Here is a 14,453-nt window from a genome sequence, read left to right on the forward strand (position 1 = left end):
TCGACTACTCCAAAAGCCTATAGAATTATGAATTCATTGAGGAAAAGGGCGTTTTTGTCAGCTGACAAATTCAGCGCCCCCACGATTGGTGGATCAGGTCCGCAATTTCGGCATTGACTGCGTTTAAGGACTCGAGTGCCCGATCATAGGTTGCGCGATTCATCGAAGCGCGCTCGACCTCGTACAAAGTCTGCTTGGTGATACCGGCATCGGAAACCGCTGTTGACTTCAGCATCTGGTTTTTGAGCATGAACTCGTGGAACATCGTCGACATGAAGCCAACCATTTGGGCTTGCGGGACGTCGGTAGGCTCGTAGCGGGTGATGACGTAGCGGTACCAGGAAAGGTTGACCTCGGCGCCGGCAGAGCGGATGGGCTTCAAGATGCCGCCCAGCATGAGAAGGAACTGCCCCATGGACATCACATCCAGCATCTGGGGATGGATTGTGATCAGCACGCTTGTTGCAGCGGTCAGGGCGGTCAAGGTCAGATAGCCGAGTTGTGGTGGACAATCGATCACGACGATGTCGTAGCGATCGTCAACCTCGGCCAGCGCTCGCGATATCCGCGTAAAGAAGGTCTTGCCTTCATTGGTGGACCGATCCGCCATGGCAAGCGGCGTGTCGTATTCGTATTCCTGCAGATCCAGATTGGCCGGGACAATATCGAGGCCGGGAAAATTGGTGGGCTGGATAATGCTGGAGAGCGTCTTCTTCTCAGCATCGTAGCGAATCGCATCGTAGATCGACGACACTTGATCGAGTTCCGGCTGAAATCCGTGAAGGGATGACAAGGACGCCTGCGGATCGAGGTCTACCGCAAGCACCCTATGGCCGGTCAAAGCGAGATATTGGCTGAGATGCGCCGCCGTTGTGGTTTTACCCGAGCCACCCTTGAAGTTCACGACGGCGACAACCTGAAGCTTCTCGCTGCGGCGGCGATGCGGAACATACATGCGGCTTTCGGACCGGCCGTGTTGATCGAGGTAGGCGCGAAGCTCCTGCATTTGATCTGCAGTGTATGATCGGCGTCCCGACGTCGATGTCTGCGGGGAGGGGCCTTTTCCATCCAAGTGTAACTTCTTCAGCGTGCTTTGCGAAACGCCGACATAATTGGCGACTTCTGCTAAGGAAAAAGACCGAAGCGTCTTTCTGGCATTCGGCGGAAACCGTTGCATACTGAGCAGATGAAGCTTTTGCGAGATGAGATCGCCTTGCTCGAGAATTTGGTCTTCAAAGTTGACAGCGGCTTTCCGCTGGACCGAAGCTGAATTAGCGTTCATTGGCGATCTGACCTTAGATAACGATTTTTGGCGAGAAACCGCCATGTAAGCGTCATTATCTCCGATTCTCTGATTCCGACAAGGAAATTAAAGTTAACGTAATCTGAAGGCACAAGAGTCTTTCAGATGCCCATTTTCCCGCTATTCGTGGAGCTTGCTTGAAAGCCTTGTGATGCGAGCTTCAGTTAGGGGGGGGCAGGGCGTGCGTCTGTTGATCCAACATATCATTTTCTGCAAAGAAAACTCATGCCACCCTCTGAAAGGCGGCAGATGTGAAATGACGACTATCTTGGCGTCCTTGCGCCGGCGTTGCCTTTGAATGCCGCGCAGCACGAGCTGCTTTTCGTGTCTAGAGCAGAGAAGGAAAGGGAGCCACCAGATCCAAGCAATTTCGTGGAGGTGATTGCACGTTTCTCCTGATCCAAGAGATGATGAATGCCGGAGGTTAGCAATGGTAAGTTCAGAAGTGGGACCCGGACTTTTGCTGCGGTCAGTCGTGTGATGGAGATACTATCAGCTTTATTCAGGCTGGCCAGGAGCGCAACGAGAAGCCGCGGTATCACGCGCAATCGCACCTGTAGGCCATTTCAACTGAACAGACGATCCTGTGCGGACGTGCCATCCTTCGTGCCTAAAAGCCTGTAAGGCGGCGAGATCGTTTGCCGGAGTACGGCACTCTGTGCTAGCATCAACCGAGACAATAAATGACGAGCTCAAGTGATTTTCGACTGGACGAGGGCTTCTTTTATTCACATAGTGAGAAGCCAGACCGAGTTCAGTATGAACTCATGCGCATTACTTCACCGACAGCGATACGGCTTCTTCGGCACCCTCATTGGTGACGGAAACGACCATTGAAATCGCTTCTTGTCGGTAAGCTATTCCTTGGAAATTCAAAGGCTTACTTTTTGCCCAAAAGCAGAACATCGTCTTCGTGGTGGGATACCTGGGGCAGGTTTGGTGGCGGTGCTGGTTCATTGGGTAACACTGGATCTCGGCCTTTGGGGGCCGGGCTGACGTTCCCTATTCGTAAGTACGTCCGCCATTGTTCAACGGCATCGGATAGGTGGCCCAATCCGCCAAAGGTCACCCGTGTCGTTGAACACGCTGTATCAGCATCGGAGAGACATAACAGAAGGAGCGCCTCCGCGATCGCGCATCCAGCTCACTGAGAGCAACTAGCGTTGATCTATCGTGCAACGACTGGTTTGCCCTTCAGAGCGCGAGATCTTTCCTGCGCGACATCTCGGAGATTAGCCTTTCCTCGGCACATAATCTCGGCCAGGATCGATTTCCGTCGGGCGGTCATCCAGGAAAAGCTTCCCGATCCGCGGTGGGCTGGCGGCGATGACTTTGCCTGCCTTGACGACGACCAGGCGCGTTGGTTTGAGACGCAGTGCCTCAATGACATCGGCAGCCTGTAGCACCACGAGGTCGGCGTTACAGCCGACCTCAAGCCCATAGCCCTCAAGCCCCATCGTCTTCGCCGAATTGGTCGTCAGCGCCTCGAAGATCTTCTGTTTGTCTTCGATGCCGCCCATTTGCGCGACATGGATCGCCATATGGCCGACCTCCAGCATGTCGGCAGATCCCATGGAGTACCAGGGATCCATGGTGCAGTCCTGACCAAATGAGACGTTAAGACCGGCAGCCATCAGTTCGCGCACCCGCGTGATGCCTCGGCGCTTGGGATNTTTGTCTTCGATGCCGCCCATTTGCGCGACATGGATCGCCATATGGCCGACCTCCAGCATGTCGGCAGATCCCATGGAGTACCAGGGATCCATGGTGCAGTCCTGACCAAATGAGACGTTAAGACCGGCAGCCATCAGTTCGCGCACCCGCGTGATGCCTCGGCGCTTGGGATATGTGTCGTGCCGGCCCTGCAGCATGATGTTGATCAGCGGATTGGGAATGACGTTGATCTCGGCTTCGGCCATCAGGGGAATGAGCTTGGAGACATAATAGTTATCCATGGAGTGCATGGAGGTGAGGTGGGAGCCAGCCACCCTGCCTTGCAAACCGTATCGTACCGTCTCGGCTGCCAGGGTTTCGATGTGCCGCGACAATGGATCGTCGGTCTCGTCGCAGTGGATATCCACGGGCAAGCCGCGCTCGGCAGCGAGGCGGCAAAGTACTTCCAACGACTTTCGCCCGTCGTCCATGGTTCGCTCGAAATGGGGAATGCCACCGACGATGTCGAGCCCCATGTCGAGCGCTCTTTCAAGGGACTTTGCCCCATCGGCTGCGCGGTAGTAACCGTCCTGCGGGAATGCAACAAGCTGAAGCCTAATGTAAGGCGCGACCCGTTCGCGCACCTCGATCAGGGCTTGCGCCGTGACCAGCCTTGGATCGGATGTATCGACATGGCTACGAATAAAGAGAAGGCCTTGGGTGACGGCAAGGTCGCAGTAACGCAGCGCCCTGTCGACAAGCGCCTCCTTCGTCAACTGCGGTCTGAGTTCGCCCCATAGCGCAATACCTTCAAGAAGCGTGCCCGAGACATTCATGCGCGGCATGCCAAGCGATAGTGTTGCATCCATGTGGAAATGTGGATCGCAGAATGGAGGGCTGACCAAGCGTCCCGTCGCGTCGATCTCCTCGCCAAACGTCGCATCGATATGTTTTTCGATCGCTTTGATTTTGCCGCCGGTAACACCAATGTCAAAAGCTTCGCGCCCGTCCGGCAGGTTCGCCTTGCGAATGATGAGATCGAACATGGAAAATTCCTCCATTGAGCCAAAGACAGGCTTCAGCGCTCGCCGCGCCTATAAGGTTGCATGAGGGCCTGTGGAACCCGCGCGCGGCGCGCCATCAGCGCAAGAGCGGCGATCGACAGGAGATAGGGGATCATCAGGAACAGCTGGTAAGGCACGGCCCCGCCCAGCACCGTCTGCAGCCGCAGCTGAAAGCCGTCGAAGAAGGCAAACAGCAAGGCGCCAAGCAGCGCCCTTTCAGGCCGCCATGACGCGAAGACGACAAGAGCAATGCAGATCCAGCCTCGCCCTTGCACCATCGTAGGGAAGAAACTGTTGAAGGCAGAAAGCGTAAGAAAGGCCCCTGCCATGGCCATGAGAGCACTGCCGGCCATCACCGCCCCATAGCGCATCACAATGGGATTAATTCCCTGTGCTTCCGCAGCATGCGGATTTTCACCCGTCATGCGGATTGCGAGACCAAGCGGCGTGCGAAAGATCAGATAGGTCAGGACAAAGGCGAGGAAAATGGCCAGATAGGTCGGCGACGTCTGTGTAAAGAACGCCGGACCAATGAAGGGAAGATCGCTGATACCAGATATACTGATCGGTTGGAACGGCTTGATGGTCGGAGGCGTGCCGGCCACCGGAACGACAAGGCGGAACACATAATAGCTGAAGCTGGAGGCGAACAGTGTAACGCCGAGACCTGCGACATGCTGCGAGAGCCCAAGCGTCACAGTGAGAACCGCATGAAGAAATCCGAACAGCGCTCCCGCGAAGGCTGCGGCCAGGAAACCCGTCCAGAGATCGCCACCATGATAGACGGTCAGCCAGCCGATCATAGCGCCAAAGGTCATAATGCCCTCAATGCCGAGATTGAGGACGCCCGATCTTTCGCTGAGAAGAGCACCGAGCGTGCCGAGGATCAGCGGGGTTGCAATCCGCATGACGGCCGCCCAAAGCCCTGCTGATGCGATGATGTCGAAAATGGCGCTCATCGGCGGATCCTATACTGCGTGAAGAAGACGGCGATCAGCATGGTCAGCAAGGATAGCGCCACGATGACATCTGCAATGTAGCTTGGAATACCCAAGGCACGGCTCATGCCATCGGCGCCGACGAACATAGTTGCGGTAAAGATTGCTGCCAGCACCACTCCGAAGGGATTGAGATTGGCGAGCATGGCCACCACGATCCCCGAATAGCCATAGCCTGGGGAAAGATCGGTAGTGACATAACCTTTGACGCCCATCACCTCTACGGCACCAGCCAAACCGGCCAATCCACCGGATAGGCAGGCAACGGCCACCAAGGTACGTCCCAGCGGCACGCCGGCAAACAGGGCGCCGGATGGATTGAGGCCTGCGGCACGCGACTGCATGCCAAAGACGGTGCGCGACTGCACGAAAGCAAGGATCAGCGCTAGCCCAATTGCGATGACAAGCCCGAAATTGAGGCGAGAGCGCGCCAGAAGCTTCGGCAGCATCGCGGCATCGGCAACGGACTGCGATTGGGGCCATCCGAAGGCTGTCGGGTCTTTCAGTACGGTGTCGATCAACATCGACACGAAGAGCACGGCAACGAAGTTCAAAAGCAAGGTCGTCACCACCTCATCAACGGAAAAGCGAAGCCGTAACCATAGAGGTACGAGAAGAAGGACCATGCCGGCCAGCGCGCCGAGAACGAGAAGCATTGGAATCTGCAGGGCCGATGGCCAATTTCCAATAAAATGGGAACTCGCCCAAGCAACTGTGATGGCGCCGAGATAGAGCTGCCCTTCGCCGCCGATGTTCCACAGCCGCGCCCGAAAGGCGACAGCTGCGGCAAGGCCGGTGAGTATCAGAGGGGTAGCGCGCGTCAAAGTCTCCGTCGTGGAAAGACGAGAGCCGTAGGCACCTTTCAAAATGCGCCAATAAGCCTCAAGAACCGGCGCCCCGGCAATGGCAATCAATAGGCCTGCGATCGCAAGGGCTGCAACCACTGCTATCAGCGGCGTGGCGATCACGAGGGCCAGCGGTCTGTGTTCGCGCCGTTCAAACCGCATGAACCATCTCTTCCTGCCTTGCCTCGCTGCCAGGCCATTCACCCGCCATCATCAAACCGAGCCGGCGGGCCGATGCCTCCTCTGCGGCAATTGGCGGCGAAAGCCTGCCGCCGACGATCGCCTGGATGCGATCGGCCAAGGCCATCACCTCGTCGAGATCTTCGGAAATCAACAGTACCGCCGTGCCCTCCCGTCGTGCATTCAAAATGCGCTCATGGACGGCGGCGACCGCACCTTCGTCCAGCCCACGCGCAGGCTGCGCCGCTATGAGGATACGTGGCCGCTCGATGAGGTTTCGCCCGAGGATAAGCTTCTGCATGTTCCCGCCGGAGAGCAACCGAGTACGGCTGCCGGGGCTGCCGCCGCGCACATCGAAAAGCTCGATGATCCGTTTTGCAAAGTCCATCGCCGCCTTGCGATCCACCAATCCGTACCGGGAGAAGGCAGGCAAGCGTTCCAGCACCGCATTTTCCCAAATTGCCATTTCTCCGATGGCGCCTTCCTTGTTGCGGTCCTCCGGTATGCGCCCGATACCCGCAGAGACGACGCCTGAAACAGTCAGCATATCAACGGGCTGCCCGAACAGATGAAGATCACCGCTTGTTTTTGAGAGCGTGCCCGAAAGGAGCTGTGCCAGCGTCGCCTGGCCATTACCGGAAACGCCAATGATGCCGAGCACTTCTCCGGAGCGTAAGCGAAAATCTATCCGCTTCAAGCGATCAACGCCGCCGCTGCGCACCGTCAAAGCTGCAGCTTCCAGCACCACCTCCCCGGGGGTTGCTGCATCGCGCACCGGACGCTCAACAGTGCGTCCGACCATAAGCTCGGCGAGTTCAGCCTTACTCGTTTCGGCAGCTCTCCGCTCCGCCACATGGCGTCCGCCGCGAAGAACGACAACGCGGTCGGCCGTTGCCATGACCTCATCGAGCTTATGCGAGATGAAGATCAGGGAAAGTCCCTGGCGGGCCATACCCTTCAATGTGGAGAATAAATGTTCCGCCTCGATTTGCGTAAGGACAGCCGTCGGTTCGTCCAACACGAGAATGCGCGCGTCATTGTAGAGGGCTTTCAGGATCTCGACCCGCTGCTGCTCGCCAACGGAAAGATCACCAAGCCGCGCGTCAGGATCGACTTTGAGACCAAAACGCTTGGAGATCGCCACAAGTCTGACGCGGGCTTCAGCGCGTTTAAGAACAAGCGATCGCAGGCTTTGAGTGCCGGTCATGACGTTTTCCAGCACGGTCAGATTGGGTGCCAAGGCAAAATGCTGATGAACCATGCCGATCCCAGCGCGGATGGCGGCGCGGGGCTGGCCCGGAGGTAGCGCCTCGCCATCCACGAGGACCTGTCCGGTATCTGGCACATAATGGCCGAAGAGAATACTCATTAGCGTCGTCTTGCCTGCGCCATTTTCGCCCAGCAACGCAACGATCTCGCCCTTCGCGAGGGAAAGTGAAATATTGTCGTTGGCAAGCGTCGAGCCGAAGCGTTTGCTGACACCCTCGATTTCAAGAACGGGTGTGCTCATGCGGGCCATCCTGCAATGGGGAAGGGGTGTTGCCAGCGGCCATCCTGCTCCAAGCTGCCGGCAAGCTGCAATAGCAAAGCCTCCGCGCCCATAGGCGCCATGATTTGCACGGGCAATGGCAAACCGTCCGCATCCGCTCCAAAGGGCAGGGTCAGCGCCGGAAAGCCTGAGGCATTGGCAAGGGCTGCTAGCGGAGCAAGAGCCGCCATGCGGTGAAAATGCAAATCTGTATCGGTGTGGTTGCTCGGAAAAGAGCCGATCGGAAGTGGCGCTGAAGAAAGGATCGGACTGAGCAGACAGTCAATTTCATCGAAGAGACGCCAGAGATCGCGGCTCACCAGAACCATGGCATTGAGGCTCTGCCAAAGACTGCGAGCAGAGATCTGCAATCCGCGCTCGATAACAGCTTGTGTCAGGACCTCGGTCCTTCCGGCGTCGAGGTCGAAACGCGTAAAGGTCTCGGCTAGATTGATGCAGACGATCTCCACGAAGGCACGGCGACTGGTCTCGGCAACGGCCTCAATAGTGGTGAAAGGGATCGGTACGAGCCGATGCCCTGCTGCTTGAAGGAAGCGCGCCGCCTCTTCGACGACCTCGCTTCGTTCAGAGGTCGTTGGTAGATCGGTGCCGGTTTCGCTTAAAACGCCGATCCGCAGGCTCTGTTGCGGCGCGCTTTGCAAAGCAACCGGCGGAAACGGCCCGCGAGCATTGCCCGAAAGGGCTGTCAAAATGGCCGCTGTGTCCCGGACCGAACGGCAGATGGCGAGTTCCGTGGCGATGCCGCCCAGATGGTTGCCGAAATGCGGTCCTGCCGGCATCAGGCCGCGGCTGGGTTTCATCCCGAAAAGGCCACAGCAAGCAGCGGGCACACGAATGGAGCCGCCGGCATCGGTGGCGTGAGCAATGGAGACGATGCCCGCGGCGACCGCAGCCGCTGCACCCCCGGATGAGCCGCCAGCCGAAAGATGCGGTGCGAGCGGATTGCGAGCAACAGGGCCGACGGCAGGTTCACTCGAAAGAGACAGGCCAAATTCCGGGCTTGTCGTCAGTCCGAACACGCAGAGGCCGGCCGCACGAAAACGCTCTGCCAGATCAGAATCGATCAGACCGCCTCGCCGCGTCATGAGAGCTGAGCCGGCTGTGACGGGAAAGCCAGCAAACGGGCCTCCCAAGTCTTTGGCAAGGCTCGGCACCCCGGCAAAAGGCATTGCTTTGAGCGCTTCGCGTGGCAGGCTGTCGATTTTGTCTGCCGACGACAGTCCTTTCTCCGCATCCAGATAGGCTATGCTGCCTAGATCAGCCGCGACGGTTGCCGCCTCAAGAGACGCCTGCATGGCCTCTTTGCTGGAAAGGCGGCCGCCCGAGATCGCTTCCGCCAACGCCGTTGCATCTGCCAACATGGAAGCGATTACTTCGGTTCGTCCATGATCTTCGGCACTTCGAATTTCCCAGCTTTGATCTCGGTGCGCTTGGCTTCCATGGCTGCCTCCGCATCGGCGGGTGCGACGCCCTTGACGTAGACGATATCGCTCCCGCCTTCCTTCATCAGGCCGTAGGCGGTGTAATCGCGACCCGTGGGCTTTCCGGCCGCGACATCGGCGAGAGCCGCATTGAGGATCGGGCGGAAATTCCAAAGCGCATTGGCAAAGACCGTGTCGGGGTAGCGCGGCGTATAGTCAATCAGCGAGCCGACGGATTTTATCTTCCGTTCCTTGGCGGCATCGGCGGTGCCAATCCGCTCGCCAAACAGAATGTCGGCGCCAGCGTCGATCTGTGCGAGACCTGCCTCGCGTGCTTTGGGAGGATCGAAGAATGTGCCAATGAAAGTCACCAGATGCTTGGCATTGGGATTAACCGCTTTTACTCCCAAGGCAAAGGCATTGATCAGCATGTTGACTTCGGGGATCGGCATCGCACCTACGGAGCCGACGACATTCGATTTGGTCATCTTGCCCGCCAGCATGCCCGCGAGATAGGCGCCATCAAAATTCCAGGTGCCAAACACGCCGAAATTATCACCGGCCTGCTTGCCGCTCGAGCCCATGACAAAGGCCGTGTCCGGGTAGTCGCCGGCCACTTCGCGCGCCTGCTTTTCCACCGGGAAGGTTTCGCCGATGATCAACTTTGCACCTTGCTCGGCATATTCGCGCATGGCCCGTGGATAGTCTGTGCCCGAAACCCCTTCGGAGAACACATACTCGATCACGCCTTCTTTGGCGGCGTCCTGGAGTGCCTTGTGCAAAACCGAGTTCCAGGCGTTTTCGACCGGCGAGCCATGAATGCCGGCAACCTTGATCGGAGCTGCAGCGCGCGCCGTTGGCACGAGCGCAGACGCACTGAGAGCGAGGCCGGACGCAAGCACGCCGCGGCGGGAGAAAAGCAGTTTGGTGGTCATTGGTATCGTTCCCCTGATTTTTACCAGTTGGTAAATCGATAGCGACTGCACATTTTGAAGTCAAGAAAACGAAGTGACGAGCAAATAGGCAATTACGATTTCGCGCCCCACGTGAGCGATTATTGGTCTCAGGCTGAAGATAAGTGCAGCAGGTATAGCTGCAGGCCGCGCATGGCGGTTGAGATGAGCTCGCTGACATTCATCCCTGAACAGCGGCATGTGCTTTTTCAACAAGAGGAAAACAGAGCTCCACGCGGGTGCCGTCTCCAGGCCGGGACGTGATCCTGACATCGCCGCCGGACTGTCGAACAAAGCCGTAGACCATGGCCAGTCCAAGTCCTGATCCGCCCGTCTTGGAGCGGGTGGTAAAATAAGGCTCGAGCGCTTTGTCCAGCACTTCCGGCGACATGCCCACACCTTCATCGAGGACAATAATGATCAGCGTCGTGCTTTCGATGTGTGTTTCGACACGGATAACTCCGCCCTCCGGCATGGCGGCATAGGCATTGAGGCAAAGATTGAGAATGGACTGCTCTAGAAGTGCCGGATCGAGGCTGATGGTCGGTAAATCGGGGCAGAGCACGAGTTCCAGTCGATTTCGGCTCCCGATCGCCATCTCGAGAACGTCGGCCATGCCGTGGATAACCGCGCTGACATCAATCCATGCCGGACGAATCTGCTGTTGGCTTCCGATAGACAGCATGCTGCTTGCGAGCGCGCGTCCCCGTTCGGCCGCCTTTCTGATGCGCCCCAAATGACGCTTCTGTTTTTCCGTAAAGCCGGACTCTCGTTCCAGCAATCCAAGACTACCCGTGATGATGCCGATCATGTTGCCGACCTCGTGGCTCACCTGATGGGTCATGCGCATCACAACGTCGAGGCGTTGGGCCCTGGCGGATTCCACCTCCTGTCTGTCCATGGCCGTGACGTCCCGGGCAAGCAAAACCACCCCGCCGTCTTGTTGACGCGATGCAGAAATTTCCACGACCTGATCGTCGGAAAACCGATGTCGTACAAGCTGGCGTTCAACGAGCGAACCGGGTTCTCTTTCGGACGGCAAGAGTGCCGGATTGATCTCCGGAACTGTTGTCACGAAGCGGCGCAAGGCCATTTTTCGCGATGAACCCGTCTGGCGCAGAAGCTCGATGATGCGACGGTTCATGGTGATGGGAACACCATTGGCATCGAAGAGCGCAATGCCTTCGTTCATGGTGCGGAAGGTCGATCGGATGGTACGCGCCGCCGCTTCCGCCGTCCGCCTGAGGCGTGATACGCGGTCAACGCTTTCCTTGAAGGCGCGAAAAGCGTCAAGCAGGCGGATTAACTCTGTCTCCGTGCCGCTATAGACAGGTGGACCGACATTGTCCTCCCCGCGCGCTAGAGCGTACATGCCGCGCGCAAGACCGCCGATCCCATGCGACACCCGCATGACAGAGCGGATGGAAAGGATCGCAAGGACGAGGACTGCAAGGGATGCGATGACGATCATGACGAGAAGTTTTCGGAGCGCGCTCGACGTAGATTCGAGGTTTTGGTTCAGCGCTTGCGCGACCAGTTCGCTTTGCGTTTCGGTCGCATGCGAAAGATCGCGCGAGACCGTATGCAGCCTTGAGATCGCAGCGCGGATCGTAAACATATCCAGAAGGTAGCGTGTCTGCGCCTCAAAGATTCTACTATAGGGGCCAAGTTGCTCGGGGGTGAGGGCCGACCCGGAAGAGGACACACGCATTGATGTCTCCGCGACATACCGTCTTTGCAGCTCGCCGAGCTGAAAAAGGCTATCCGATGAGGATGCCGACTGCGCAATCCCATTCAAGCGGTGTCTAAGATCCTGATCTGGAATGGTCCGTACAGTTGCGATCTCCCCCAGCGCAAGGGCGGCGTCGGCCTTGTGTCCCTGCGCAGTATCTGCGTTCTTGGCGAGTGCGAGCGTCTGCGCTTCGATGCTTTTGAGCAATTCGATAATCTTGCGCGAGCCCAAATCCTGAAGCATGGCATTCGATTGATCGGATGACATGGTTTCGAGAAGCATCTCGGCCTGGGCGATGACAGCGCGGCTTTCGCTGGAGACCCTGTAGGGCGAGGTGGCGTTCGTCAGGAATGGCGCACTCGAAACGAGATCGGAGACCTGCCGGGAAACCAAAGATGCCTTCGCGAGACTCGAAAAAGCCTGAACGCTGTAGATCGACATCTCGTTTCGAGCCCGCTGTAGCCCGTAGATGGCAACCGAGGACAAAATCAGCACCGAGACACAAATGAAGGCGATGGCGAAAGGCAACCGGAAGGCGATGGAAGAGAGGAAGGCTCTGTTGATCAAGATGATGGCCCGGCCTCGTCAGTGTGCAACACATATCCCTTGCCGCGCCGGGTCTGGATATGACGGGGCAAGTCCGGATTGCGCTCGATCTTGCGACGAAGGCGCAGGACCAGGACATCGACGTTTCTGTCTACGAAGCGATCCGTTTCTGCGCCCATACGATCGAGGATACGCGCTCGGCTGACAGGCAGATTCGGCGTTTCCGCCAATATTTCGAGTAGCGCAAATTCCGCGGTCGTCAGCGTCTTCGTGGGGTCCTTGAGACAATGGGCGCGCCGTTGGTCGAGATCGATCGCCCAGTCACCCAGCCGCAACGATGCCGAGGGCTGCTCGCGCTCCGTCTCCCGCTCCTGGCGCAATTGTGGATGGGTGCGTCGGAGTACAGCCTTAATTCTGGCTGTGAGTTCGACGGGCTCGAATGGTTTGACCACATAGTCATCAGCGGCCGTTTCAAGTCCGAGGACCCGGTCGGTGGCGCTCCCGGCCGCGGTCACCATGACGATGCCGACATTTGTGTGGGCTCTCAGTCTCTGCGCAAAGGCGCGGCCGGAAAGACCCGGTAAATTGTGATCGACGAGCACGAGCTGAACGGTTTCATTCTGTAGCCGCTCTTGTGCAGCCTCGGCAGAGGGTGCCGTGACCGGGACCCATCCCTCTGCCTCGACTAGGTCGCAAATAAGCTCCGCCATGTCCGGATCGTCCTCGACGATCAGAATCTTTATTTTTTGGCTTAACACGCTGCAGTCCTCCCGCAACCATCATAGCGGTCCTGGAAGAAAACGCCAAAGACTTGGTCGTTATCAGCGGCTGTCATAATTGTAATATTTGCAACTTCTGCAACCGGTGCCGCAGAGTGGTGAAAGATTGGTAACCATTGTTCCCATTGCCAGCGGGCGCCATTAAAGACATGCTTTCCCATATGGAACGGGGAGGTTCCACGGGAGGACGATGTGAGGTTTTTAGGCGCAATCAGTGCTGGGCTTTTCCTAGCCCTTGCAACGGCCCTGACGTGCCAAGCGGCTGAGACGCTCAATGTTCTTTGCGGCGTCGACGAAGCCTGGTGCGCTGTCATGGAAAAGACCTATGAGGCAAAGACCGGTCTTAAGGTCAATATGCCTCGCATGAGCACCGGCGAAATCCTCGATCGTGTGCGAATGGAAAAAGAGGCGCCTGCCTTTGATGTCTGGTGGGGCGGCACGGGCGTTACCCATCTTCAGGCAGCATATGAAGGGTTATTGGAGCCGTATCATCCAAGGCAGGAGGCAGATCTTCTCCCCTGGGCGCGCAATTTCTTCTCGCTTTCCGGCGGCACTTCTGTCGGCATCTACGCCGGAGCGCTTGGCTTTGCCTACAACCGCGATCTTCTGTCGGCTGCCGGATTACCGGCGCCGAATTGTTGGAAGGACCTTACGAAGCCGATTTACAAAGGACACATTCTGTCGGGCAACCCGCATTCATCCGGCACAGCGTTCACAACGCTCGTGACCCTTGTCCAGTTGCTCGGCGAAGATGAAGCCTTTGCCTATATGCGCGAACTCGATCGGAACATCATGGACTACACGAAGGCAGGCGCCGAGCCCGTGAAAGCCGCAGCAAGGGGCGAGGTGATGATCGGAATTTCCTTCATGCACGACGCTGTCACCCAAAAAGAAGCGGGCGCTCCACTTGTTATCGTCGCGCCCTGCGAGGGGACCGGCTACGAAATAGGTGCGGTGAGTATCATCAAGGGCAGCCGCAATCTGGAAGAAGCAAAACGTTTTGTTGATTTTGCCCTGAGCCCTGAGGGCCAGGCGACGGGGGCGCAAGCTGGCCAGAACCAGGTCCCATCCAATGCCAGAGCCGTGCTACCACTTGCAGCTCCTGATATCTCGATGATCAAGATGGTGGATTACGACTTTGCAACCTTTGGATCACCTGAACAGCGAAGTCGGCTGTTAAGCCGGTTCGACACCGAGATTAATCCCACAAACTGACCAGCATTACCTTTGGACCATGCGAGCACCGGTGCCTTACCGCACCGCCGCCGAAGCTTTGTCCGCTTATTCGCCTCAATCAGACGCACGCAACAGGAGGTGGCATGAAAGAGGCACCTCCGCCGATAGAACGGATCACTGAGATGCAGGTGAAGATAGAGGGACAGTCACACTTCCAGCCTTTCGGCTTATCCTGTTGGGGTTTTGCAGATCTC

10 protein-coding genes are annotated in these 14,453 nt (G+C 57.6%); 1 reads left to right on the forward strand and 9 read right to left on the reverse strand.

The window, feature by feature from the left end:
• Positions 1 to 70: 70 nt before the first annotated feature.
• The 9 genes from repA to VQ830_RS25935 all read right to left on the reverse strand — a co-directional run bounded on the left by repA (position 71) and on the right by VQ830_RS25935 (position 13,002).
• Positions 71 to 1,282, reverse strand: a complete 1,212-nt coding sequence (repA, locus tag VQ830_RS25895) for a plasmid partitioning protein RepA (protein WP_337271046.1) — start codon at positions 1,280 to 1,282, stop codon at positions 71 to 73.
• Between the two features lie 1,253 nt (positions 1,283 to 2,535).
• A complete protein-coding gene (locus VQ830_RS25900; RefSeq protein ID WP_337271047.1) occupies positions 2,536 to 4,002 on the reverse strand; it encodes an amidohydrolase family protein in 1,467 nt (488 codons plus the stop codon).
• A 32-nt stretch (positions 4,003 to 4,034) separates the two neighbouring features.
• Positions 4,035 to 4,979 carry an ABC transporter permease gene (locus tag VQ830_RS25905; RefSeq protein ID WP_337271048.1) on the reverse strand — a complete coding sequence of 315 codons (945 nt, stop codon included), beginning with the start codon at positions 4,977 to 4,979 and terminating at the stop codon, positions 4,035 to 4,037.
• Positions 4,976 to 6,025 carry an ABC transporter permease gene (locus tag VQ830_RS25910; protein WP_337271049.1) on the reverse strand — a complete coding sequence of 350 codons (1,050 nt, stop codon included), beginning with the start codon at positions 6,023 to 6,025 and terminating at the stop codon, positions 4,976 to 4,978. Before VQ830_RS25910 ends, VQ830_RS25905 begins: the two co-directional genes overlap by 4 nt.
• A complete protein-coding gene (locus tag VQ830_RS25915; protein ID WP_337271050.1) occupies positions 6,015 to 7,553 on the reverse strand; it encodes an ABC transporter ATP-binding protein in 1,539 nt (512 codons plus the stop codon). Before VQ830_RS25915 ends, VQ830_RS25910 begins: the two co-directional genes overlap by 11 nt.
• Positions 7,550 to 8,953: an amidase gene (locus tag VQ830_RS25920; RefSeq protein ID WP_337271051.1), complete on the reverse strand. Its 1,404-nt coding sequence runs from the start codon at positions 8,951 to 8,953 to the stop codon at positions 7,550 to 7,552. Before VQ830_RS25920 ends, VQ830_RS25915 begins: the two co-directional genes overlap by 4 nt.
• Before the next feature lie 8 nt (positions 8,954 to 8,961).
• A complete protein-coding gene (locus VQ830_RS25925; protein WP_337271052.1) occupies positions 8,962 to 9,948 on the reverse strand; it encodes a BMP family protein in 987 nt (328 codons plus the stop codon).
• A gap of 199 nt (positions 9,949 to 10,147) precedes the next feature.
• A complete protein-coding gene (locus VQ830_RS25930; RefSeq protein ID WP_337271053.1) occupies positions 10,148 to 12,265 on the reverse strand; it encodes a sensor histidine kinase in 2,118 nt (705 codons plus the stop codon).
• The gene (locus VQ830_RS25935) at positions 12,262 to 13,002 is read right to left on the reverse strand and encodes a response regulator transcription factor (protein ID WP_337271054.1); all 741 of its coding nucleotides are present in this window, start codon (positions 13,000 to 13,002) and stop codon (positions 12,262 to 12,264) included. The genes VQ830_RS25930 and VQ830_RS25935 overlap by 4 nt, the downstream gene beginning before the upstream one ends.
• 213 nt (positions 13,003 to 13,215) lie before the next feature.
• Here VQ830_RS25935 and VQ830_RS25940 point away from each other — a divergent pair, with 213 nt between their 5' ends.
• Positions 13,216 to 14,238: an ABC transporter substrate-binding protein gene (locus VQ830_RS25940; protein WP_438618724.1), complete on the forward strand. Its 1,023-nt coding sequence runs from the start codon at positions 13,216 to 13,218 to the stop codon at positions 14,236 to 14,238.
• The last annotated feature ends 215 nt before the right edge of the window (positions 14,239 to 14,453 follow it).

The sequence above is a fragment of the Oryzifoliimicrobium ureilyticum genome (assembly GCF_037199735.1).
GTDB classification, from domain to species: Bacteria; Pseudomonadota; Alphaproteobacteria; order Rhizobiales; family Rhizobiaceae; genus Rhizobium; species Rhizobium ureilyticus.